This window comes from Chryseobacterium lineare (assembly GCF_977014045.1).
Map to the genome: position 1 here is coordinate 1,815,736 of NZ_CDRNIQ010000001.1, position 24,563 is coordinate 1,840,298.

Here is a 24,563-nt window from a genome sequence, read left to right on the forward strand (position 1 = left end):
CTCTATAAAACGTTTCAAAAAAAATCAGATCCTGCTGACACAACGGGAATGATTAGAATAATATCTTTAGTTATTTACCAATTTCATAGCTCCTTCGCTGTATCTTTCTCCAATATTCGGATATTTTTTAAGAATAGAATCTATGGTTTCCAAATCTGATGAAGAAAGTTCAACATTCGTAGCTTCAATGTTTTCTTCTAAATATTTAATGCGTTTTGTTCCGGGAATAGGAATGACATCGTCTCCCTGATTTAAAACCCAGGCCAAAGCAAGCTGAGTCCCTTTAATTCCTTTAGATTCAGCAAACTCATTAATTTCTTTTGCCAGGTTTCTGTTATTTTCCAAAAATTCATTCTGATAACGTGGCAAAGATTTTCTGAAATCATCATCACCCAAATTCTGAGCATCATTGATATTGGAAAAAAGCCCTCTGGCCAACGGAGAATAAGGAACTAAAGTAATTCCGAGTTCCCTGATCGTAGGTAAAATCTCTTTCTCAATATCTCTGGTTAACAATGAATATTCTGACTGTAAAGCCGTAATCGGATGAATTTTATTCGCTTTTCTTATGGATTCTGCGGAAGCTTCTGACAATCCTAAATACTTTACTTTCCCTGCTTTTACAAGATCTGCCATTGCGCCTACTGTTTCTTCAACAGGAACATTCGGATCTACTCTGTGAGCGTAATATAAATCGATCTCATCAATTTTTAGTCGTTGAAGGCTCAAGTCAACTGCCTTTTTGATCCATTCCGGAGATCCGTCAAAATATGTCCCGGGAGATCCACTGTGACCGGCATTTCCATCTTTGAAACGAAAGCCGAATTTAGTGGCGATAAAAATTTTATCACGGTTCGGAACTAAAACTTTTGAAATCAGTTTTTCATTATCACCATTGGCATACATATCGGCCGTATCCCAAAAGTTAATTCCCAGATCCAGCGCTTTATGCAGAGTGTTGATATTTTCCTGCTCATTCGTCGGTCCGTAGGCAAAACTCATTCCCATACATCCCAAACCAATGGCTGATAATTGCTCTCCTGTGTTTCCTAATTTTCTAAATTTCATGATAATTGTGATTTAAATTAACAAGACAAAATTATAACAGCCACTCATTGATTTAAATATAGAATTCAAACGAAGAATTATAAAATTCAAACAACAGCAGTTCTTACGGTATTGGGCGACATTCCTGTCTGCTTTTTGAAATAGTTAGTGAAATAAGCAGGCTCCTCAAAGCCCAGACCATAAGCTATTTCAGAGATATTCCAGTCAGTGTGTTTTAATAATGCATTGGCTTCCTGAATAATTCTTGCTGAAATCTGCTGGCTCGTGGTTTTTCCGGTAATTTCTTTTACCGAACGGTTTAAAGAGTTGACATGAATGGACAAGCTTTCGGCATAATCAACCGGGCTTTTCAGCTGTAGGGATCTTTCAGGGCTGTCAATCGGGAACTGTCTCTCAAGAAGCTCCATAAATAAAGATGCTACTCTCTGGGAAGCATTCTGATACGGCTCAAAATTTTCTGCAGGCTGCATTTTCATTGTTTCATGGATCAGAAGATGAAGATAAGCCCGCAACATATCATATTTATGCAGATAATCTGACTGAATTTCAGTCATCATTTTAAGAAAAATATCCGCAACTATTTTCTGCTGTTCTTCATCAATAAAGAATACGGGAGTTCCGCCAATCTTAAAAAGCTGAGACTCCTGAATATTTCCCAGCCGGCTTCCATCATGGACAAACTGATCGGTAAAGAGGCAGAAAAATCCTTTCTGATCATTATTTTCCGCTTCCCAGGAGTATGGAACAAGCGGATTTGAAAACAATAGTGCGGGTCTATCTACTGAAATCCATTTATCAGCATAATGGAGTTTCCCCTTTCCTATGATCAGGCAAATTTTGTAATAATCTCTTCTGCTGTAAGGGGTGATAAGGGAGCAATTTTCCCTTGAAAAAACATTAAAATGCCCTAATCCCGATGTTTTTACACACTCCAGACCGATTCGCTTATAAAAACCTTTTACTGTTTCGTTTGATTCCATGATTCAAAATTATAAAATTCAAACAAAACAATTTCAAAAAACAATAGATAAAATAAACTATTAAGATTAATCAATCTCAATAATACTATCTCCCATACCTCTTAAAAACAAATAAAAAATTACTTATCTCATTTTTAATTTGTAATTTTAAAAGGAGAAAACTCTCAGAATCATTTTATTAACATCAAAAATCCGGGAATCATGGAAAGTATAAAATTTGAAATATCTCCATATCAGGATGAGTTGCAGATATTAATTGATGAAAAAAAGGCGGGCTATATGTCTATCGAAGTTGATGGCAGACTGCTGATCGTGTACTACACCAAACTGGATGAAGAATGCGAGGGCAAAGGCTACGCGAAAATGTTGCTTGACGAACTGGTGCGTTACGCGGAAGAAAAAGATCTGCTGGTAGATCCTGAATGTGATTTTGTACGACAGCAGTTTGAAAATCATCCTTCAAGATATAAAAATATCTGGCATGCCTAATTATTCAGTATCCCACCACTTACCGAAATGATTGTCTTGTGCATTAAGATCTACAGGCTCACCGATCATCGGGGTTAAAAGATGTAAATCTTTGTCTTTAGCAAGGTTTGTGATTTTCTGTAAAGGTTCATTCCACGGATGAAGCGCAAGAGCGAACTTTGAAGAATGTACAGGAATTACATTTTTGGCCTTTACATCAATACTTGCCTGAATAACGTCGTCCGGCAACGCATGAATATATTTCCAGGCTTCATTATACTGTCCGTTTTCGATGATGGCAAAATCAAACGGCCCATATTGTTCACCAATCATTTTAAAATGAGTATCATACCCGCTGTCACCGCCCAGAAATAATCTTTTCTCAGGCGTTATCAGAACATAAGAAGTCCATAGAGTAACATTTCTTTTCATTTTTCTTCCCGAAAAATGTCTTGCAGGAGTGAATATAATTTTGATATTATTCTTTAAATTCACCTCTGCACCCCAATCTTCTTCAATCAGCTGATCGGCTTTGTAGCCCCATTTTTCGAGATGCGCACCCACTCCGAGCGGAAGAATTACCTGTCCTACTCTATCTTTAATTGCCTTTACAGTGGGATAATCCAGGTGATCGTAATGGTCGTGTGTAATAACCAGATAGTCAATGGCAGGAATATCTTCAGGCTTAAAAATATCTGCTCCCGAAAATGCCTTGTTAAAAAACCTGAAAGGCGAACCGTACGAACTGAGCACCGGATCAATCAGAAAAGAAACACCTCTCGTCTGAATATAATATGAAGAATGCCCCAGCCAGACAAAAACGTCCTGTTCTTTTGGAAGATTTCTCAAATCCGTATGCATTGACGGGATTTTATGCAAAGGCTTAATAAGAGGATCCTTTTTATCGAAAAGAAAACTGAACATTACTTTCGGCATTGAATATCCTTCTGCCAGCGCAGGAGTGTATGTCAGATTCCGGAACTGCTTATTCTTATAATTCCCTGAACGCTGCATTTTAAGAAGCCTTTCTCCTTTAGCTTCAGAACCGAAAACTTCCTGACGCGTAATAATAAAATAGAGTAAAACTATTGCTATAGCTATGGTAATAAAGGTGTAAATCATTTTTTTAAATACATATAAATGGGTAACATTATATCATATGACGATTGATGAGTACATAAACCTTTAATTTAAATGAAAAAATTACGCCTTTTTTCTAAACTTAATGGTTAAAATTTTAATTTTGAAATAAAAAACAAAAAGTGCAGAAAAATTATTTCTTCCTGCTCGTCCTTTTACTGGTAACCGCCTGCGGATCTGTACGTAAACATAACGAACGGCAGAAAATCTGTATTCCGGCTGAAAAGCTTAAGGAAGATGTTGATTTTGCCTATTCAAAAATCAAAGAGATGCATCCTGATCTTTTCTGGTATATCTCAAAACGGGATCTGGACAATAAGTTTGACAGTATAAAAAATACTATTCACGAACCACTTACGCCTCTTCAGTTTTATTTTAAACTGCAGCCTGTGATTTCCGACATCCGCGAAGGACATCTTTCTCTCAGAATTCCCTCTAAAAGAATTACAAAAAAAGAGGTTAAAGCCCTGGAGAATAAAAAAGGAATGTTCAGCCGGTTTGAATATTATGTTAAAGGCGACCGGCTTTTCATCATTGGGAACAAAGATTCCATAGAAAATATACCGCCGGGAACTGAGATTATTTCTATTGACCACACTCCGGTTTCCTATTATATCAAACGATACCGAAGGCTCATCAGCAGTGATGGCTTCAATACTACTTTTACCCCTTACTTTCTGAAAGATCTCTTTTTCAGCTATTACGTTGCTGAAAAAGGCTATGAAAACAAAGCAACCATAGAAACGCTCTACAACGGAAAGAAAAAAGAATATAACCTCACGAGGGAATCGAAATCGGAAGCCGATCTTAAAAAAGATAAGGATAATAAAAAGCTGACGAAAGAGAAAAAAATCAATGATTACATCGCTTTTAGCGATTCCTATAACAGGAATTTCAAGTTTCTGGATAAAGACAGCTCAATAGCCTATATTAAGGTGAAAAGTTTTTCGGGAGATTATTCGGAAAAGTTTTATAAAAATGCATTTGAGAAAATTAAAAATGCCGAATCCCCCTACCTGATTATTGATGTGAGAAATAACTATGGTGGTTCGCTGGAAGAAATCCATAAATTATATTCTTATCTTACGACCGAGCCTTACATTCTGATCAAACCTTCTCAGGTAAATTCAGCGACAACGCCTCTGAAAACCAATTATTTCAGAAAAGGTAATCTCTTGCAATACACCTTTAAAACCTTTACTTATCCTGCTTTTTTCTTTGCACAAACTTTCAGCACGTACAAAAAAGACGGTAAGTTTTACTATAAAATAAAAGCCGATAAACCTGCTAAGCCTGATAAAAATGCTTTTAAAGGAAAAATTTTCGTCCTGATTAACGGCTCAAGTTTCTCTGCATCATCCATTCTGACGGCAAAGCTTAAAAATGATAAAAGAGCCATACTCGTCGGGGAAGAAACAGGCGGAGCAAACGATGGTACAGTTGCAGGCTTTTATTCTTACCAGGTTCTGCCCAACTCCAAGATAGATCTTCCGATCGGACTGGTACTCGTGCAGCCGGATATCACTCCTACCCAAACTAAAAAAGGCGTGCTGCCGGATATTCCCGTAAAAGAAACCATGGAGGATATTATCCATCAGCGAGATCCTCAGCTGAACTGGATTCTGACCGATATCAAAAATGAAAAAGCAAAAAATAAGAAATATCTGATGAAATGAGGATGAAAGATATTTGAACTAAAGATACTCGCTACTGCATGCAATCTTTAATTTGAAGCGCTTATACCAATAGTTTCGACTAGCTTAGCTTTCAGCCCGCCGAAACTATTTCCTCAATCAATCAGAAACTATTTCTTCAGTTCACTAACAAGATTTTCGATCTGAAGAATGTACTTTCCGTAGAATTTATTAAACCACCATTTTCCTAGAACAAACAGCAATGGCATGGTGATAACCATAGTGCCGATAAGAACACTCGCTATATTCAGATTCGATAAGGGTACAGGCCGTGGAATAAACTCCAGGACTATAATAATTTCACACACTAAAAAAGGCACGAAAGACAGGTAAAAAGACAGATAATACTGCTTATTAAGCTGAAACTGATGCAGAAGATCTTTCAGGCTGTCATATGTTTTCATGACCGGATTACTCATATTTTTATAGAGTTTAAAAAACTGGCTGAAAAAAAAGAAAGTCACAAAAACCATGGAAGCAATCAAAATGGTAATATAAAATTTAAACTTAAACGGGCCGGGAGAAACAGCGATCACAGCAAAGGCAAAAACAAAAATCCCAACGGTAGACCAAAACTCCATGCGCATATTCTTGCGCATCTTTTCAAGTGGAAGATTGATTCTGTTCTTGTGTTCCATGCTTATTTCCGGGGTTTCTTCATAGGAATCATCCTGATTCCAGGTATTTTTCAGTTCATCTATATTCATGACGGTTGATTTAAAAATTAATATGTATTTGAGCTTAAGATATCTAAGATATCTTTAAGTTTATTTTTGGCGCGGTTCATTTTCACCCTTACATTACCTTCGGAAATTCCCATTTGTTCGGCAATTTCTTTTCCGGAAAAATCTTCAAGGTAATAGAAAATAAAAGCCTTGTCTATAGGATTCAGCTGGTGAATGGCATTATACATCACATTCAGTTTTTCTTCCTTTTCATCGTTAAATTCTTCATGAGCGATCTTATATTCTTCATATTCTCCGCTGGTGATGAAGCTTCTTTTCTTTTCATTTTTAAGGAAAATAATGGCCGTGTTCAGGGCAATGCGGTAGAGCCAGGTAGAAAATTCGCTCTTTCCTTTGAAATTAGGATATGCCTTCCAGACCTGGTATGTGATTTCCTGAAAAAGATCATCACGGTCGTCTTTATCATCCATGTACATTTTAGAAATCTTGAAAATGATTCCTTTATGCTTTTCAATTTGATCTAAAAATTCCTGTTCTGTTGAGGCCATAATTTCTTACTCTCTACGAGGTTAGTAATCTTCTTACAAAAATGTTACAACGGATGATGAAAAAATTTTAAAGTGATTTAATATAATAATTAATACCAATAAGAATGGAATTTATAATAGCAAACATCCCTTTTGATTAATTAATATTAAAAATAACTGTTCCAAATTTGCAAAATTCTATTAAGAGCTCTGATATTTATGGCTTAATATTTGTGATCCAAAGACTAACACCAAATACAAATCAATATGCCTTTTATTACAAAACAGGACAACGAAAATGTCCAGCTTTACTATGAAGACTTCGGATCGGGTCAGCCGATTGTTTTAATCCACGGATGGCCGTTGAGTGGTAAATCATGGGAAATGCAGATTCCCTTACTTCTTAATCTCGGATATCGTGTCATTACCTATGATCGAAAAGGTTTCGGGAAATCATCACCTTCAGCAGACGGATACGATTACGATGGACTTTCAAAAGACCTCCACGAAATCATTACCCAACTTGATCTCCAAAATGTTATTCTTTTCGGATTCTCAATGGGTGGCGGTGAAGTGGTACGTTATCTTACCAATTACGGGAACCAGAATGTAGATAAAATCGCGTTAATTTCATCCATTATTCCAATAGTGAAGCAGAAAGAAGATAATCCGGACGGTGTTCCCCAGGAAAAGCTTGATGAAATTATGCAGGCTTTAAAAACGGATAGAATCACCTTTCTTGAATCCTTCCATAAAGACTTCTATAATGTCGGGCTCCTTTCAAAAACCGTGAGCCAGAAACAGCTGGATTACGACTGGGCTATTGCTTCATTTGCCAATCCGATTGCAACGATCAAATGTGCAGAAAGCTGGGCCAATACCGATTTCCGTCCGGAACTTAAGAATGTCACGGTAAAAACATTGATCGTACACGGAGATTCCGATAATATTGTGCCAATTGATACGGCGGGAAAACAAGCGGCTCAGGGAATCCTCAATAATGATTTTATGATTATCGAAGGAGCACCGCACGGACTGAATGTGACCCATGCCGAAGAACTGAACAGCATTATCAGCAGATTCCTCACTTCGCAATAAATCTTCAATATATAAGTTTTGATTTCATCAATGAAAGGAGCTGTCCTAAAAGTCTGGATAGCCCTTCTTATAATCGCCACGACTTTATCTGATTTAAATAATGATTTTATAGCACAGCGTAGGATTTGCTCCCTCGGAGCAATATCTGTGTAAATCAATATCAGCAGCTTGTACCAGAACTCCTTCGGAGTTCTATCTTATCATAGCACACCTACGGCGTGCCTGCGATATTCTATTGTTTTTTTATACTACTACACAGATATTGCTCCTCCGGAGCATAAAAAATTACTTGTTCATTTTAGGACGAAAAAAGAGGCCACCCAAACTTTTAGGACAGCCTCTTATTATATTATTTAAACTATTGAATTTAAACCTGTTTAAAATAAATTCAAAATTAAACCACAAAAGCCACAAAAGATAATCTTAACGCAATGATTAAAATAATCATGGTTCTCAAAAGATAAAAATCGGAGATTTTTTAAAGCTAGTGTTATCTTTTTCATTTGTAGACATAAACTTAATAAAAGTTGAACTAACCTTTTAAATCTTTTGTGGTTAAATAGCAGAATTCCAATATAATCTAAAAAATATAATCCGTGCTCAGGAAATTAGAATCATGATCTCTTACAATCGTGTTCAGAAGGTTTTTATTAGAATCCGTAACCTTCGCCGCCACAAGCGAGCGTATTGAAAACGAACGAAGCGCATCAAAAACAGACAAAGTCCCTTCCGCACTGTCTTTTCTTCCGGTGAAAGGGAAAACATCCGGACCACGCTGTGCCTGACAGTTGATGTTGACACGGCTCACAAGATTCACGAACGGATCAATCAACTTAGAAACTTCCAGCGGATCTTCACTGAAAATACTTACCTGCATTCCATGATCGGCATTCACCTGGTATTCGATCGGTTCCTCGATATCATCAAACGGAACTACCGGAATTACCGGACCAAACTGCTCCTCATGATACAGCTTCATATCAGCGTTCACGGGATATACTACGGCCGGAAAGAAGAATGATTCTTCGGTAAATCCTCCATTTTCATTCAGGACTTTTGCGCCTTTGCCCATAGCATCTTCGATACATTCCTTTAAATAGGGAGGTTTATTGACTTCCGGAAGCGGCGTAATCTTCACATCTTTTTCCCACGGAAGTCCGGGCTTCATGGCGGCCACGGCAGCCGTCAGTTTTTGGGTAAACTCCTCGACCACTTCTTTCTGAACGAAGATCAACTTCAATGCCGTGCATCGCTGACCATTGAATGAAAGCGATCCTAAAATACATTCGCTCACCGCTACATCGAGATTGGCATTCTTAGTAACGATCGCTGCGTTTTTAGCATCTAAGCTTAAAATCGCACGTAAACGATTAACCTTCGGATGAAGCTTTTTCAGGCCGTTAGCCACTTTACTCGAACCGATAAATGCCAGCACATTCACCTTCCCGCTCTCCATGATCGGGGTGATAATCTCCGCTCCTTTACCGTATAAAGTATTCACTGTTCCTTTCGGGAATGCTTCTTTAAATGCTTTCAATAATGGATAATGTGCCAGCACCCCATGCTTCGGAAGCTTGAAGAGAATCGTATTTCCCATAATCAATGCAGGGATGAGCGTCGTGAATATTTCGTTTAACGGATAATTGAACGGTCCCATGCTGAGAACCACTCCCAACGGTGCTCTCCTGATCTGTGCAATGGTACCTTCAGCCTGCTGGAAACGGGACGATTCACGGTCGAGATCCTTCAGCGCATCGATCGTCTGGTTGATATAATCTACCGTTCTGTCGAATTCTTTGGTAGAATCTGCCAAGGTTTTTCCGATTTCCCACATCAACAGCCTGATAATAACGTCGCGCTCCTTAATCATCAGGTAGACAAACTTCTGCATACACTTGATTCTCCCTTCCACAGACATGGTAGGCCACTCTCCCAGCCCGTTGTCGTAGGCTTTTACGCAGGCATCAAGAACATCCATTGCTTCTTTCGGTCCGATATTCGGGACACTGCCCAGCAGTTTACGCTCCAGTCCGTTTGCTGTACGAATGCAAACCGGTGAATAAATCTCCTGGACTTCGCCTTCCCATACGACGAGTTCTCCGTTGAGCAGGTATTCGCGCTGGTGGATTTCGGGAACTTTATATTCCTGAGGAATTTCATTTTCAGATTTAAATATTTCGTAAAATAACGGGTTGTTTACTGATTCCATAGATCTTTTTATTGTATTAATATTGTAGCGTTTTTATTTGAATAGAATAAAGGTAGACCTAAAATTTGATTTTAAAAAGAGCGGAGTAATAGATTTGTTCTATTTGGAAGAAAAATTAACATAAGCTATGAAGGAGATTGATCTATGATCGTCACTGAAATTCTGTAGGAGAATTTGAACCCATTTTGTTTAGCAATAAACGAGAAACATTTTTTCTTTTTCTCTACAATCCTTTATTAATCGACATTTCCGGGAGTATGTCAATCCCATAAAAAAAGTAGTCTAACCTAGACTACTTTTTTCAGCTACAAATGTAAACAAATTCTTTTTACTTTCAAACACAACAAATTGTTTTCTAATTTCTTAGTTTTGTTCATCATTAAGTCTTGAAAGAAAAATTTGGCGCAAAACAGTTGGAATCTTACACCCCGTTTTTCACCTGTTTTTTAAGAAGCTTCGCAATGGAGAGGCTTGTGTGTAAAAAAGTAGTCTAGGTTAGACTACTTTTTTACACACAACATGAGACTAAAAATGATTCCCTCTAAAGCCCTCTCCCTCACACGCTTTTGCGTGGTATTGCTGTGCTTTTTGGTGGTCTTGGGATCATCATTGTTGAGCGCTCGAACCTTTGTACCCTCCGATTCTGTAGTCTTCGTATCCGAAGGCTCTTATCTGTATGCAGAATCGCCAGTATATATTTCCGGTCAGAACCTGAGAAAAGGCTCTTTTAAGAAGTGGCCTAAAACTAACATCAAGAGATCTTCTTCAAGAAGTTACGATCAGAAGTCCACAAGCAGTCCAACGGATAATTTGTGTTATAAAATCAGTCCAACAGGCAAGCACAGTCTTGGACTGTTTTCTAATTCATCTTCAATGGCTGTTATCGGAAACTCATCTCCGGCAAAGCTTCAGCATAAAACAATACCATCTTCTTTTTTTCTATTTCTAAGCGCAAGAAGGGATCAAGAAAAGCGTATTCGTTTTATTTCTCATTCTTTTCAAATGATACGCATTACCATCAATCATTTCGGCCGCCCTCCGCCTGTGCTTTCGTCAATTCGAGTGTTTTTTCGTAACAAGGTGAAGAAAAAATGTATCGAGAATGAATTTATCCTCAAACTCACAAACTTCTCGATACGATTTTTTCAAAATCTACTCGAAGTGACGAAATGGAATCAAAATGCACACGAATAAGAATCTTAATGTACTTCGTGTTCACAGTGTCAGGCTGAGCCTGTCGAAGCCATCATTGTGTCGGAGTGTTTGAGAGTCGGAGTGAAATATGGGATGGTTTGAGAGGGGAAATAGTGGCTTCGAGTCACCTCAGCCACCAGGACTCTCCCACGCTCAAACTCTAAAACCCTAAAACACTCCCACCCTCCAACTCTAAAAACTCAGCAAGCTCTTATAAGTGCAACGCCTTTGTGAAACTAAAAGCACATCATATAAAAAAAAACTCTGTGCACTTAGTGTTCAAATAAACAAAGTATTAAAACATAAACAAACATAAATACAAAACAATGAAACATTTAATTACAATGGCTATTCTATTTATAAGTTTAGCTCTTAATGCTCAAGTGGGGATTAATAACACATCCCCAAAAGTAACCCTCGATATTACCGGAAAGACGACAGACGGTAGTAAAGCAGAAGGATTAATTATTCCTCAATTAGAAGGTGATAAGATCAAGACAGCTGACACAAAATATACTCCTGATCTCAAAGGAGCAATCATTTATGCTCTTTCAGCAGTTGCTTCTCCAAGTACCAAGACTGCGAATATTACCGCAGAAGGATATTATTATTTTGACGGAAGCGTATGGCAGAAGCTTTCAAACTCTTCTGTTCCGGCAGTGGTCGTGACATCATCGGCTCTCAACGGAACATATAAGGTAGGAACTGCCATGACGGCTTCCAATACATTCACCGTTACTATAACCAATAATTCTTTCAGTACGGCTACGATTGCTTTCAGCACATCAGACCTTGCACTTTCCGGAGTTACTGGTCTTTCGGTAGCTTCGGTAAGTCCTGCTTCCAGTACTTTGATTGCAGGAGCGAGTGTGACGGTAACTTATACTTTATCAGGAACTGCGGCTGCCTGCGGAACACTTACGGCGACGTGGAGCAAACTTACGCTGATCTCTACAAAAATAGCAACCGTTATTCCTAACTTTAATTGTAGTGCAGGATCGTGGTCAAGTGTATTACCGGAATACAGACTTAATGGTCTCATGAACGGAACAGCATATTCCGGTACTTACACATTACCATATACTGCTGGAGGAAGTGGATGTGCATATGCTGGTGAAACGCTTACCCAAAGCGGACTCACTCTTACTCTCACAGCGGGAAACTACAGTACCAGCGGAAATTTAACTTATACTTTATCCGGAACATATACAGGAAGTAATAATGGTTCAATAAGCTTTACAACAGCGGGAGGATGTACCATCTACCTTGGACCTTGTGCAAGCTGTAAGGAAATTCTGAATAAAGGACTGACAACCGCTGACGGTGTTTATTATGTAGATATTGATCAGGCAGGAACTACATATGTTCCTATGAAAGCGCAATGTGATATGACCACTGATGGCGGTGGATGGACTTTGGTCGGTAATTATGTATCTACTATTGGGGCCGTTGCTGTGAACCGTACTACATTACCATTAATTGCTTCTTCTACTTTAGGAAATAATGAAAGTAGTAATACTCTTACTTATGGAACCGCTTCTCTAAATATAATTACTTGGTTAAATCCTGATCAGGTTAGATTTTATGGAGTTTCTAATGTTGAACCAACTGTCATTTTTCATGACAAAGTCATACTTACTTCCGCACAAAAGGCATCTTTATTCAATGGAAATAGTACTGCAAATTGGGGATCTGGTACATGGTCTACACTTCCAGGATCTGTAAGAACAATCTTATCTTGCCCTACAGGATTTTGTCAGACATTTAATATTTCCAATATAGACTATTTACATAGTGAGAATAACAATTTTGTAGGTTATACACAGTGGAACGATTTAGTAGGAAAAACCTGCGGTAATGGAAATGCTAATTGTGGAGGAGCAGGATTAACTTTATTAAAAAGAACTTGGGTTAGATAGCTAGCTCCTCCGTTGGCGCGAGCGTCTCGCCAGCAATCCGACAATAACTACATTATTAATCCTAATCCTCACAGGTTTCAAAGCCTGTGAGGTTTTAAATAACAATATTTAAAAACCATTTAAAAGCAAAACAATGGCAACAATTCTTCACAGAATCAAAGCGTATCTCTACGATAACGTTTTAACGAAAGACAATCCTAATGATTTCACGGCTCGCACGGCAAGTGAACGTAGTCTCAATGTACAGCAGATCTGCCAGTCAGCCGTAGGTCGTGGTGGGGCAGATATTTCTGCTTCGGCAATGGAGCATGCCACAGAGCTTTTCCTGAAAGAAATGGCGTATCAGTTGTGTGATGGATATTCCATCAATACCGGTTACTTTACGGCCAATACCACCATCAGAGGGGTATTCGACAGTCCGTCGGAGACTTTTAACAAAGACAAGCACAGCATTATTTTCCAGTTCAACCAGGGAGAAAAACTAAGGGCTGAAATCCCGAATATTGAAGTCAATATTCTGGGTATAGCAGAAGCTTCTGCGGTGATCTTACAGGTAACGGATGTGAAGAGCGGTTCAGTGAATGACCTTCTTACTCCGGGCAGAAACCTGAAAATTGTGGGCAGCAAGATTAAAGTCACCGGTGATGATGCTTCGGTAGGAGTCTATTTTGTAGACGCTACAACACAGGAAAAAACCAAAGTAGAGCAAAGTGATATTGTCACGAATAATCCTTCGGAGGTTATGGTGGTGATTCCTGACCTAGCAGCAGGAACTTATACTATTGAAGTGCTGACGCAGTATTCGGGCAGCCAATCTTTAAAAGAGCCACGTACTGCTACCCTGGATAAGCAACTGACGGTAGCGTAAGAACAAGAGGATTGCTTCGGTGCAAGCAAGGTGATTGTTAGGTAGCAAGCAAGGGTCTTGCTACGAGGCTAACAAGACGCTTGTCAGGGAGCAAGCAATCACCTTGTTCTAAAAACAAACATACATTCCATCATAAAGATGGGTATTTTCATCAATGTGTTACTCCGGTTTGGGAAAGATCTCCCGGCCGGAGTTTTTTGTGGGAGAGGTGGCTTCGGCTCAGCTCAGCCACCATTTACGCCCACTGTCATTCTGATGAAGGAAGAATCTCATTTAATTAGAGATTCTTCATGCTACTTCGTTATGTTTGGAACGAGTGCTATTACTGATTTTTTTTCAGCTATTACAACCTTTTACGCAGTTTCCTGTGATTTTTGGTGGTTACGATGATGACACCGTTTTTTGCCTGTGCACCATATAAAGCAGTTGCATCATTTCCTTTTAGAATACTTACTGTTGCGATGGATTGGGGATCTATTTCTTCGAGTACCTTTAAAGGGACGATCTTCTGGTCGACGACCACAAGGGGTTTCTGAGAATCATCGGTAACCCGGTGAGCGCCACCAATTCTGATCGCATTTGATGAATTTGTTGAAGGTGGATTCACCGTAACGCCCCTCGTTTTTTCAGCTAGCGTACTGCTTTTATCTTCTTGCTTTCCATTAATAATATCTTCCGAAACAATTGTCCCCAATCCGGTGACCATGGATTTTTTAACTGATTTGTAACCGGTTACCACCACTTCCTGCAGGCCTTCTACCCTCGTGGAATCTTGAGCGGTAGTTTGTTGTCCATGAACAGAGATCAAGCCTCCCGCCGTAAGCATAAATCCCACCGCAAACTTCACAAAAACGGAATTGATCTCAGAATACTGAAGATTCCTGTTGAGCTGAGACGCATTGAAACGGCCGCAGATATGATCTTCCGGACGGGAAAAGGCTTTCATCACTTCCTGATCTGAAGAGTCCGTAAAATTCCTCACGGTTTTTGAACATACGGAACAGAATCTTCCTTTTTCATCAGGGGTCATAGTATCCCAGTTTTCATGGCATGGTGCCGGTATGGTAAGTTTCATAGAATATCTTTTACAGTAAAGATGCAGTTTTGGCGATAAGGGTTGGAAAGGCATTGATTTCCGCAATAGAAAACAGAATGAAATGTGGTATGGGTTTTTATTTTTGAAACTTATTTTTCTCAGTGAACGTGAGCTTCCAAGCTCATGCTTCTCAATAAATATTTTAGTAATAGGTTTTATATTTACTTATTAATCTGAATAATAATTATGAATTGATCTAAAAACTATGAATATAAGCAAAAAGCTCTTGCAATAGAACGGATAATTATGGATAACCGTAATTATTAACGAAATTGGTTTTTACATTTGAAAATTCTAAATACTAAACCATGCAAAAAACCTTATTATTAATTTTAAGCTTTTCTTTATTTATAAGTTGTCAAAAAACTAAGAAAGATATCAATAATAAATTAGATGCTTTCCATTTAAATTCAAAAAGTAATTCATTAGAAAATAATGATTCTGATTCTAGAAATACAGTTTATGATATAAAAGGCGAAAATATTTTTCTTAGAGATGGACCAGGAAAAAACTACAAAAAAATAGTAAATCAAAAGGCCACTGATATAATCGGAGAAACCCAATATATTCAAATAGATTATACTTGTACTGTTTCTGTGGAGGAAGAAAAAAATGATTGGGCTAAAGTAAGAGTTGTAGATCCCTCTTATTTATCAGAAACACATTATGGCTGGATTCCGGTAAAGAATATTGTAAAAAGCAGAGATCAAAATCCCATTGTAGATGTATCAAAATTACAATATGATATAATTTCTACAACTGAAAATAATGTAAGCAAGAATTATAATATCTATATTAATATAAAGAATTTATCAAAAGATGAAATAATAAGCTTTATAAAACAATTCAGAGAAAAAAATTGCACAACTTGTAGTATAAGTATTTTTGACACTAAATCAATAAAAGAGCTGATAGATATTTACCCTTTAAGTAAAACTGAATATCTAAAATTTGCGGATCATTTTGTGGCTTGGTCTACATTTGATGCCCCGAAATTAGTTAGCTTCTATCCATTCCAAGACTCAAAATATAAGGAATATGGTGGTAAAAACTTTAAAGAACAAAAAATGAAATAAATTATTCTGTTGATAAAAAAACTGCCTCACAGCATGTTTTTATCATCTGTCATTGCGAGCAAAGCGAAGCAATCTCAGGAAATCGACCAACAAATTACTACTTGAAAACATTTTCAACTCCTTATAATGAAATGCTATAGGTCAGGTTTTGTTATCTGGAAACTTGTCAAAGATTGCAACTTTGACAAAGTGTAGGTATTTCATGAGTACAGTAAGTACGGGAATTCCCCTCCCATGGAGGGGTGGCAGAAATTCAGAGAATTTATGACGGGGTGGTTTTATTGCGAAAGATAAAGTTTCTGTAGTTCCTTTTTAGAAGCTGATCTGAAAGAAGTCTGCGCATTGTTTATAAACCACCCCGTCTTAATTTTCCCTGAAAATTAATCCACCCCTCCAAGGGAGGGGAATTTTTATTAGCGTGAATTTTTCATCCATGAAATTCAGGCGTTATACTTTTTCCACTTCCCCAAAAAAACTTAAATTAGTCCAAACTTAACACAAATGCAAGAAAAACAAATACTCACCCATATACAGGGCATCATTATTTACCGCAATTTTGTCGAAAACTTACCTTACAACCCTCATCTCAAACCTTTAATAAAGGAAAAAAGAAAATTAGGTATTTTGTCAGAAGTCTTATTTTGGAAACAGGTTAAGAATAAAAACTTTCATAATATTGATTTTGATAGACAAAGAATAATTGGTAATTATATTGTTGATTTTTATGTAAAACCATTAGGTCTGGTTGTTGAAATTGATGGTATTAGTCACGATTTTAAGCAGGACTATGATTTGGAAAGGGCAAAGTTTCTGGAGAGTCTGGGGCTGAAAATTTTTAGAATTACCGATTTTGATGTGAAACAAAATCTTTCAGTAGCAATGAATGGTCTTGAGAACTTTATTATTGAACATTACAGTTCTTAATCGTAGTTTTTAGAAAATAGAAAGTGGTTTGTATGAATATTTATGCAGATTTCATATAAACCACCCGTCAAAATTTTTCAAATTTTGCCACCCCTGCACGGGAGGGGAATTTTTATTGGGTGCGAATTTTCCAAACTGATACTGGTTTCAAAGCTCATATTTATAAACCCCGCAGGCAACCATCTTCTATTTTCCGTGTCTATGATATAGAGAGAGTCATTATCTATTTAACAGTAAATATTTAGTATGAAAAAAGCAATCTATATTTTAGGGTTCTTCATGAGTTGCAATCTGTTTTTTGCACAAAAAGATCATATCGCATTTTTTGCAGGATTAGAATTACAGCCGGCGTTAAAGGGATATGCACCGGCACTTCAAATGAATGGCAGGCTGTATGTCAATGACCGGATTTCATTGGGTGGCGCATTGGCCTATACCCAGCAGAATCATTCGGATAATTTCGGGTATCTGGCTGACCGAACAAGATCTTACCATACCACATTCAACGTACTTGCCCAAAATGATCTTATACAAAAGGAAAACTTTTCTTTAGGTGTTTATATTTCTACAGGAATGTATTTTTTAAGCCTTGTGAATCCCGATGAGACATATACCGAAATGACTTATAATCAAATTGAGGGAGTATGGTTTGTTAGTCAACATGAAGTGCCGAGAAGATTAAGCCGTGACCTGTTTTACAATATACAACCGGGTTTAGACCTCTCTTATAAGCTGGGAACGATCACCAAAGAAAAAGTAGGAATCTATCTTACTTCACGGATCGGCTATCAGTTTGTGCTGGGAAATGGGGATATTACCAATGGAACGCAACTGACCAAACCTGTTGTATCCCTGGGCATCACTTTCAATGGACCTAAATAAAAACCATGCTTACGGATTTGTGAGATCTTAAACAAAATAACCTGCCTGATGGCAGGTTTTGCTATTCTTTTTAAATGTTCCTCCGTCAATTCGAGTGTTTTTTGCAGCGCAGCGGAGAAAAATGTATCGAGAACCGGTGAATGCTGTCGACTCAGCTTCTCGATACGCTTTTTTTAAAAGCTACTCGAAGTGACGGGATGCTCTAAAACAAACTTTCATCCACAAAATTCGGTAATGTTACTTTCAGTTTCGGTTCTGCTTCCATGGCTCTTTTGATGGCGAATACAGCGCCTTCATTTCTGGCCCAGCTGCGTCGGGAAATTCCGTTGTTGACATCCCAGAAGAGCATGGATTTTAATCTTCGGTCGGCATCATCGCTGCCATCCAGCAACATTCCGAAACCGCCGTTGATCACTTCTCCCCAACCTACTCCGCCACCGTTATGAATACTCACCCAGGTTGCCCCACGGAAGCTGTCGCCAATCACATTATGGATCGCCATGTCCGCCGTAAATCTGGAACCGTCATAGATATTAGAAGTCTCCCGATACGGCGAATCGGTTCCTGATACATCGTGGTGATCACGTCCCAGCACGACAGGTCCGATCTCTCCATTCTTAATGGCTTTATTGAACGCTTCGGCGATTTTCATTCTTCCTTCAGCATCAGCATAAAGGATTCTGGCCTGTGAGCCAACCACCAGCTTATTTTCCTGCGCTCCCTTAATCCACTGGATATTGTCCTTCATTTGCTGCTGGATCTCCTCAGGAGAATTCTGCTGGATTTCTTCCAGGATCTGGCAGGCAATTTCATCGGTTTTCTGAAGATCTTCTGGCTTTCCGCTGGTACACACCCAACGGAATGGACCAAAACCGTAATCGAAACACATCGGCCCCATGATATCCTGAACATAAGAAGGGAATTTGAACTCTCTTCCCAACGTAGGATTTTCCGCCATGACATCAGCTCCGGCTCTGGAAGCTTCCAGCAGAAAGGCATTTCCATAATCGAAAAAATACGTTCCTTTAGCTGTATGCTTGTTGATTGCTTCCGCATGTCTTCTTAAGCTTTCCTGAACTTTATCTTTAAACAATTCAGGATCTTCCGCCATCATTCTGTTGGATTCTTCAAAGCTTTGTCCGACCGGATAATAGCCTCCTGCCCAAGGATTGTGAAGCGAAGTCTGATCTGAACCGATATCAATTCGTACATTTTCCTGGTCAAACTTTTCCCAAACCTCAACGATATTTCCCAGGTAAGCCAGTGAAACACTTTCCTTATTATCCTGAGCTTTTCTTACTCTTTCTACCAGTTCATCAAGATCTTCATGAATTTCATTCACCCATTTCTGGTCGTGACGAATTTTGGTGATCTTCGGATTGACTTCTGCGCAGACCGTCACACAGCCTGCGATATTTCCTGCTTTTGGCTGAGCACCGCTCATTCCGCCTAAACCTGAAGTCACGAACAATCCGCCTTTTGGTTCTTTATTGATCTTTCTGAAAGCATTCAGCACGGTGATGGTTGTCCCGTGAACGATTCCCTGCGGCCCGATATACATATAGCTTCCCGCCGTCATCTGTCCGTACTGCGTTACGCCTAGGGCATTGAATTTCTCCCAGTCATCCGGTTTGGAATAGTTAGGGATCATAATTCCATTGGTTACCACTACTCTCGGCGCATCTTTATGAGAGGGGAATAATCCCATCGGGTGTCCCGAATACATCACCAACGTCTGCTCATCGGTCATTTCTGAAAGATATTTCATTGTCAGCAGGTATTGCGCCCAGTTGGAAAACACGGCTCCGTTTCCTCCATAAGTAATCAGTTCATGAGGGTGCTGCGCCACGGCATAATCCAGGTTATTCTGAATCATCAGCATGATGGCTTTCGCCTGCTCGGATTTTCCGGGATATTCTGAGATCGGTCTTGCCTTCATCTCATAATCCGGACGGAATCGATACATATAGATTCTTCCATACTTATCAAGCTCTTCTCTAAATTCAGGCAATAATTCTGCATGAAACTGAGGCTCGAAATAACGTAAAGCATTCTTCAGTGCTAGTTTTTTTTCTTCTTCCCCTAAAATCTCTTTTCGTTTCGGAGCGTGGTTGATATTGGTTTCGTATGGTTTCGGCTGTGGCAAACGACTCGGAATGCCCTGCTGTATCTGTTCCTGGAAAGTCATATAGTGTTGATCGTTATTAATTGATGATTGATGGATTTTTTGTGGTTTTAAAGATATTCAAATTCAAAAATTCCTGCAACTAATGTTTGAAAATTCGCGATACGGTAGAATTTTCCTTTTTTGAAGATAGCGAGAACTTTTTCCACAGATACCGTACGCTTATCATAAAGCATGGAGATAAAATTTAATAAAATTTATTATGCTGTTAAGCTTTAGAATTTTTTCTATAGTTTTATTTATGGGTACATTAAAATAAAAAACCTTACCGGTTAAGGTAAGGTTATCGTATCAAGTCGTCATTTTGTTCTTCGTGATCGTCTTCATTGTCACTCAGTCCCCAATAGCTGTTTTCTTCATCTTCTCCGATGTCATCGGTTCCGGCTTCCTCATCAACCCCGGGAATATCGAGTCCTTTATCTAAAGTATCATCATCGGTATTTTCATCATAGACAGGTTTTCCGTCTCCGTCTAATGAAATATGTTCTTCCTGGCTGAATATATCTTCACTGGGTTTATAGTCTCTCTGTTCCAGTCTTCTTTCCTGTTCTTGCTCGCTGTTTTCGGGTATCATAATGTTGATTTTTTAATGTTGATTTGATGTAAACAAAAATAATTCCAAGTTTTTACGAATTGTCAGAATATATTTCAGGATTGGCGCAGGCCGGCATTTTCTGCCCTTTTGAGAAAGCGATAAGATTTTCCGCAGCAATTTTAGCCATTCCGTTTCTGGCTTCTACCGTTGCTGAACCAATGTGCGGAAGAACACAAACATTTGAAAGTTCTAAAATAGGATCATCTTTATAGATCGGTTCAGGATTGGTAACATCCAGTCCGGCGCCCCAGATTTTATGTTCAGCAAGCGCGTCATATAAGTCTTTTTGGTTATGAAAACCTCCTCTTGCTGTGTTTATGAATATTGCGTTTTTTTTCATCTTTTCAAAAACAGAGGCATTAAAAAGCTCTTTCTGCTCAGGCTTGAAATTCGCATGAATACTCAGGACATCAGATGTTGAAATTAATTCTTCAAAAGAAACATATTTTGCTCCCAGCTTATTTTCTGCTTCTTCGTTTTGGTGACGATTGTGGTAAATGATCTCCATATCAAAAGCGGCTTTTGATTTCTTCGCCATCTCAAAACCTATTCTTCCAAGTCCGAAAATTCCCAGCGTTTTCCCGTAAAGTTCCTGTCCCAAAGCATGAAGCGGATCAAAATCGCCCCAGTTTCCTGATTTTACCTTTTCAAAATTGTAGCTGGCTCTTCTCGAAACCGACTGCATTAAAAGAAAAGCAACATCTGAAGTGGCTTTGCTTAGAACATCAGGCGTATTTCCTACAGGAATTTTCCTGCTGCTGGCCTCCTGGATATCCACATGATCAAAACCTACAGAATAGAGAGCAATTGCTTTAACATTCGGACAGTCATTAAAAAAGTCCTTATTATATTTAAATTCGGTTCCTACGCTTAAAATCATGTCGTGACTTTTGCAGTAGCTTAACCATTCTTCACTCGACAAATTATCATGATCCGGAATAAAAACTTCCATCCCTGCTTCCTGCAGCATATTGATTCCTATTTCAGGAATTCTTTTGTTGATAAATACTTTCATTGTTTAATTATTTGAAATTTTCGGATGTTGATAATTCATCAAAAAACAAACCACCAAAGAAAAAGTCTCATTAGTTTATAATGAGACCTGATATTTTTAACATTAAATTTTAAAAATTACAATGATTTATAAGTTCGTTTTTCCAAGCATCGGAACGAATTTGTAAGCCCCGAATTCTTCTTTTTCAAATTCGGTCGGAGAAACTTTAGTGAACCTAAATAAAACCTGCTCATCCATAGGCCCCAAAGGAATCACCATTTTACCACCTACTTTAAGTTGTTTAAGCAATTCTGTCGGCAAAACCGAAGCTCCGCACGTTACGATAATCTTATCAAACGGAGCAAAAGTAGGAAGTCCTGCAAAGCCGTCACCAAAGCTCTGAAATTTCGGATAAAGACCCATTTCACGAAACTTTTTTTTAGAAAAATCAAAAAGATCTTTCTGCCTCTCTACTGTGTAAACTAAAGCTTTCATCGCGAGTAAGACAGCAGTCTGATAACCGCAACCTGTACCGATTTCCAGTATTTTCTCCCCTTCTTTCACCTGTAAAAGTTCGGACTGTTCTGCCACTGTTGAAGGATGAGAAATCGTCTGATGAGCGAGAATAGGAAAAGCTCTGTCCTCATAAGCGAAATCTTCAAAAATACTTTCTATAAAAAGATGTCTCGGAACTTCATTCATTGCCGAAAGTACATTTTCATCCGATATTCCGATTCTGTTCCTGAGATAATCAACCAAAATCTTTCTTTTCCCTTTGTGTACAAATGAGTCTTGCGCCATCTAAATTCAGTTTAAATTTCAGGTAGTAATTTTTACAAAAGTAAAAAAACATTCAGTAATTATCAACCTAAAACCTATCATCTGTCTACCATTCTTTAAAATTCTTATCTTTACGGAAATTTAATACAGCTATGTTAAAAGCAGGTTTGGTAGGTGCCGGACATTTAGGTAAAATACATTTACGACTTCTGAATCAGTCGGATCAATATGAATTTATAGGTTTTCACGATAAAGATGCTGAAAATGGTAAAAAATTAGAAGCAGAATTCGGGTACAAATATTTTAAAAACTTTGATGAATTGCTTGAGCAGATTGATATGCTCGATATCGTAACACCGACAGTTTATCATTACGATTATGCCTTGAAAGCAATAGATAAAGGACTTCATTTTTTCATAGAAAAACCTGTAACACAAACGCTTGAGCAAGCTGAAGAAATTCTGAAGCAGTGTCTGGAAAAAGGAATTAAAGCGCAGGTAGGACATGTGGAAAGGTATAATCCTGCTTTTATCGCGACGAAAGAATATATTAAAAATCCGATGTTCATTGAGATCCACAGGCTGGCAGAATTTAATCCGCGTGGAACGGATGTTTCTGTTGTGCTGGATTTAATGATCCATGATCTTGATATTCTGTTAAGCATTGTGAAATCTAAGGTTAAAAACATACATGCCAGCGGTGTCTGCGTGGTGAGTAAAACGCCGGATATTGCCAATGCAAGAATTGAATTTGAAAACGGATGCGTGGCTAATCTTACCACTTCGAGAATTTCTATGAAAGCAATGAGAAAGAGTCGTTTTTTCCAGAAAGATGCGTACATTTCCGTTGATTTCCTTGAGAAAAAAGCTGAAGTTATCCGAATGAAAGATGCCCCGGAAACGCCGACTCCGTTTGATATGATTATTGAAAATGCTGATGGTGAGAAAAACCAGATCTTATTTGAATATCCTGATATCCAACCTAATAATGCAATTCTTGACGAATTGAATTCTTTCGCGGCTTCTATTAAAGAAAACAAAAATGTTGAAGTTTCTATAGCTGATGGAACAGAGGCACTAAAGATTGCTTTACAGATTATGGAACTTATTTCCTGATCTTCGTTAAAATAAAAAAACTACGGCTGCCAAAGATTGGCAGCCGTAGTTTTTAATGATTCATTTAATAAAACCGTATAAAGCATTCCAGAATTTATCATAGACTTCAATATGCGGAAGATGTCCTACATTTTCGAGTTCCACCAGTTGTGAACCTTTAATCTCGTTTTGCGTTTTTTTACCCAACAGCTGATATTGCCCCATTTTCGGTTGAAGTTCTTTCGGAGCTCTGTCTTTTCCAATGGCCGTTCTGTCTCTTGTTCCGATGATTAAAAGTGTAGGAACTCTGATATTCTTAAATTCGTAGCAAACCGGCTGATTGTAAATCATATCCGATGTCAGGGCCGCATCCCAAGCCACTTTAGGATAATCCGGGTGAAGTGTCCAACCGGCTATCAAATCCAGCCATGGCTGATATTCAGGTTTCCATTTATTGTCGTAATAGAATTTTAACTGGTAGTTTTTATACGATTCTGCCGTGTTTTTTAATTCCGATTGGTAGGCCTGATCAATGGTCTGATAGGATGCAAATGTTTTATAATCTTCCAATCCGATCGGGTTTTCCAGAATTAGTTTCTCTACTTTTTCAGGGTATAAAAGTGTGAATCTAGTCGCTACCATTCCGCCCATTGAATGTCCTAAAACTATTGTTTTGTCAATATTCAATTTATCGAGAATTGCTTTTGTATTTTCCGCCAACTGCGAAAAGGAGAACTGGTAATATTGTGGTTTTGATGATTTTCCAAATCCGATCTGGTCGGGAATAATTACTCTGAAACCTTTATCTGAAAGATCTTTTGCCGTTTTTCCCCAATATGCTCCGTTAAAATTTTTCCCATGAAGCAGCATAATGGTTTTTCCGTTTGGTTGCTTCGGCTGTACATCCATATAAGCCATTTTCAGGTCATTATTCTGAGATTTAAAATCCAGAAAATATACTTCAAATGGATATTGATAATTGGTTAGCTCGGCGTCAAGAGGTTTAACCTGAGAAAAAAGCATACCGGAAATTGTCAATACTATTACATTTACAATACTTTTAAAATATTTCATAAAGATTTATTT

Annotated in this window: 22 protein-coding genes; 10 read left to right on the plus strand and 12 right to left on the minus strand. The window is 38.3% G+C overall.

The annotated features are described in order from the left end of the window. Positions 1-66: 66 nt before the first annotated feature. Complete coding sequence (locus ACWNCI_RS07950; RefSeq protein ID WP_449387892.1) at positions 67-1,068, minus strand: aldo/keto reductase; 1,002 nt, start codon at positions 1,066-1,068, stop codon at positions 67-69. Positions 1,069-1,154: 86 nt separating this feature from the next. After that, positions 1,155-2,048, minus strand: a complete 894-nt coding sequence (locus ACWNCI_RS07955) for a helix-turn-helix domain-containing protein (protein ID WP_449387893.1) — start codon at positions 2,046-2,048, stop codon at positions 1,155-1,157. 201 nt (positions 2,049-2,249) lie between these two features. On the opposite strand from ACWNCI_RS07955, the gene ACWNCI_RS07960 reads away from it, so the two are divergent. Beyond that, positions 2,250-2,537 carry a GNAT family N-acetyltransferase gene (locus ACWNCI_RS07960; protein ID WP_449387894.1) on the plus strand — a complete coding sequence of 96 codons (288 nt, stop codon included), beginning with the start codon at positions 2,250-2,252 and terminating at the stop codon, positions 2,535-2,537. Here ACWNCI_RS07960 and ACWNCI_RS07965 read toward each other — a convergent pair whose 3' ends face one another. After that, positions 2,538-3,638, minus strand: a complete 1,101-nt coding sequence (locus ACWNCI_RS07965; protein WP_449387895.1) for an MBL fold metallo-hydrolase — start codon at positions 3,636-3,638, stop codon at positions 2,538-2,540. It abuts the gene before it with no gap. Positions 3,639-3,778: 140 nt separating this feature from the next. On the opposite strand from ACWNCI_RS07965, the gene ACWNCI_RS07970 reads away from it, so the two are divergent. Further along, a complete protein-coding gene (locus tag ACWNCI_RS07970) occupies positions 3,779-5,332 on the plus strand; it encodes a S41 family peptidase (RefSeq protein ID WP_449387896.1) in 1,554 nt (517 codons plus the stop codon). Between the two features lie 128 nt (positions 5,333-5,460). Here the strand turns inward: ACWNCI_RS07970 and ACWNCI_RS07975 are convergent, their stop codons facing one another. Both ACWNCI_RS07975 and ACWNCI_RS07980 read right to left on the minus strand, forming a co-directional pair. Next, positions 5,461-6,057, minus strand: a complete 597-nt coding sequence (locus ACWNCI_RS07975; protein WP_449387897.1) for a hypothetical protein — start codon at positions 6,055-6,057, stop codon at positions 5,461-5,463. 17 nt (positions 6,058-6,074) lie between these two features. Next, positions 6,075-6,584 carry an RNA polymerase sigma factor gene (locus ACWNCI_RS07980; RefSeq protein ID WP_449387898.1) on the minus strand — a complete coding sequence of 170 codons (510 nt, stop codon included), beginning with the start codon at positions 6,582-6,584 and terminating at the stop codon, positions 6,075-6,077. A 246-nt stretch (positions 6,585-6,830) separates the two neighbouring features. On the opposite strand from ACWNCI_RS07980, the gene ACWNCI_RS07985 reads away from it, so the two are divergent. After that, positions 6,831-7,661 carry an alpha/beta fold hydrolase gene (locus ACWNCI_RS07985; protein WP_449387899.1) on the plus strand — a complete coding sequence of 277 codons (831 nt, stop codon included), beginning with the start codon at positions 6,831-6,833 and terminating at the stop codon, positions 7,659-7,661. A gap of 580 nt (positions 7,662-8,241) precedes the next feature. On the opposite strand, the gene ACWNCI_RS07990 is transcribed toward ACWNCI_RS07985, so the two are convergent. Further along, positions 8,242-9,870, minus strand: coding sequence for an NADP-dependent glyceraldehyde-3-phosphate dehydrogenase (locus ACWNCI_RS07990; protein WP_449387900.1), 1,629 nt, complete (start codon positions 9,868-9,870; stop codon positions 8,242-8,244). A 570-nt stretch (positions 9,871-10,440) separates the two neighbouring features. Between ACWNCI_RS07990 and ACWNCI_RS07995 the strand changes: the two genes are divergently transcribed. From ACWNCI_RS07995 to ACWNCI_RS08005, 3 genes are all read left to right on the plus strand, one after another. Beyond that, positions 10,441-11,064, plus strand: coding sequence for a hypothetical protein (locus ACWNCI_RS07995; protein WP_449387901.1), 624 nt, complete (start codon positions 10,441-10,443; stop codon positions 11,062-11,064). 326 nt (positions 11,065-11,390) lie between these two features. Then, positions 11,391-12,983 carry a fibrinogen-like YCDxxxxGGGW domain-containing protein gene (locus ACWNCI_RS08000; protein WP_449387902.1) on the plus strand — a complete coding sequence of 531 codons (1,593 nt, stop codon included), beginning with the start codon at positions 11,391-11,393 and terminating at the stop codon, positions 12,981-12,983. A 133-nt stretch (positions 12,984-13,116) separates the two neighbouring features. Then, a complete protein-coding gene (locus tag ACWNCI_RS08005) occupies positions 13,117-13,851 on the plus strand; it encodes a DNA-binding domain-containing protein (RefSeq protein WP_449387903.1) in 735 nt (244 codons plus the stop codon). A gap of 343 nt (positions 13,852-14,194) precedes the next feature. On the opposite strand, the gene ACWNCI_RS08010 is transcribed toward ACWNCI_RS08005, so the two are convergent. Beyond that, positions 14,195-14,926, minus strand: a complete 732-nt coding sequence (locus tag ACWNCI_RS08010) for a TonB-dependent receptor plug domain-containing protein (protein ID WP_449387904.1) — start codon at positions 14,924-14,926, stop codon at positions 14,195-14,197. 329 nt (positions 14,927-15,255) lie between these two features. Between ACWNCI_RS08010 and ACWNCI_RS08015 the strand changes: the two genes are divergently transcribed. The 3 genes from ACWNCI_RS08015 to ACWNCI_RS08025 all read left to right on the plus strand — a co-directional run bounded on the left by ACWNCI_RS08015 (position 15,256) and on the right by ACWNCI_RS08025 (position 17,829). Next, positions 15,256-16,023, plus strand: a complete 768-nt coding sequence (locus ACWNCI_RS08015) for a hypothetical protein (RefSeq protein ID WP_449387905.1) — start codon at positions 15,256-15,258, stop codon at positions 16,021-16,023. Positions 16,024-16,524: 501 nt separating this feature from the next. Next, positions 16,525-16,947: an endonuclease domain-containing protein gene (locus tag ACWNCI_RS08020; RefSeq protein ID WP_449387906.1), complete on the plus strand. Its 423-nt coding sequence runs from the start codon at positions 16,525-16,527 to the stop codon at positions 16,945-16,947. 246 nt (positions 16,948-17,193) lie between these two features. Next, complete coding sequence (locus tag ACWNCI_RS08025; RefSeq protein ID WP_449387907.1) at positions 17,194-17,829, plus strand: hypothetical protein; 636 nt, start codon at positions 17,194-17,196, stop codon at positions 17,827-17,829. 202 nt (positions 17,830-18,031) lie between these two features. Here the strand turns inward: ACWNCI_RS08025 and ACWNCI_RS08030 are convergent, their stop codons facing one another. The 4 genes from ACWNCI_RS08030 to ACWNCI_RS08045 all read right to left on the minus strand — a co-directional run bounded on the left by ACWNCI_RS08030 (position 18,032) and on the right by ACWNCI_RS08045 (position 22,404). After that, a complete protein-coding gene (locus tag ACWNCI_RS08030; RefSeq protein WP_449387908.1) occupies positions 18,032-20,017 on the minus strand; it encodes a urocanate hydratase in 1,986 nt (661 codons plus the stop codon). A 280-nt stretch (positions 20,018-20,297) separates the two neighbouring features. Then, positions 20,298-20,588: a hypothetical protein gene (locus ACWNCI_RS08035; protein WP_346984727.1), complete on the minus strand. Its 291-nt coding sequence runs from the start codon at positions 20,586-20,588 to the stop codon at positions 20,298-20,300. A 52-nt stretch (positions 20,589-20,640) separates the two neighbouring features. Next, positions 20,641-21,624, minus strand: a complete 984-nt coding sequence (locus tag ACWNCI_RS08040; RefSeq protein ID WP_449387909.1) for a 2-hydroxyacid dehydrogenase — start codon at positions 21,622-21,624, stop codon at positions 20,641-20,643. A 126-nt stretch (positions 21,625-21,750) separates the two neighbouring features. Then, the gene (locus tag ACWNCI_RS08045; RefSeq protein ID WP_449387910.1) at positions 21,751-22,404 is read right to left on the minus strand and encodes a protein-L-isoaspartate(D-aspartate) O-methyltransferase; all 654 of its coding nucleotides are present in this window, start codon (positions 22,402-22,404) and stop codon (positions 21,751-21,753) included. A gap of 131 nt (positions 22,405-22,535) precedes the next feature. Between ACWNCI_RS08045 and ACWNCI_RS08050 the strand changes: the two genes are divergently transcribed. After that, on the plus strand, positions 22,536-23,498 hold the full coding sequence (locus tag ACWNCI_RS08050; RefSeq protein ID WP_346984724.1) for a Gfo/Idh/MocA family protein: 963 nt from the start codon (positions 22,536-22,538) through the stop codon (positions 23,496-23,498). 60 nt (positions 23,499-23,558) lie between these two features. Here ACWNCI_RS08050 and ACWNCI_RS08055 read toward each other — a convergent pair whose 3' ends face one another. Then, entirely contained in the window at positions 23,559-24,551 is a 993-nt protein-coding gene (locus ACWNCI_RS08055; RefSeq protein WP_449387911.1) for an alpha/beta fold hydrolase, read from the minus strand. Positions 24,552-24,563: the final 12 nt, after the last annotated feature.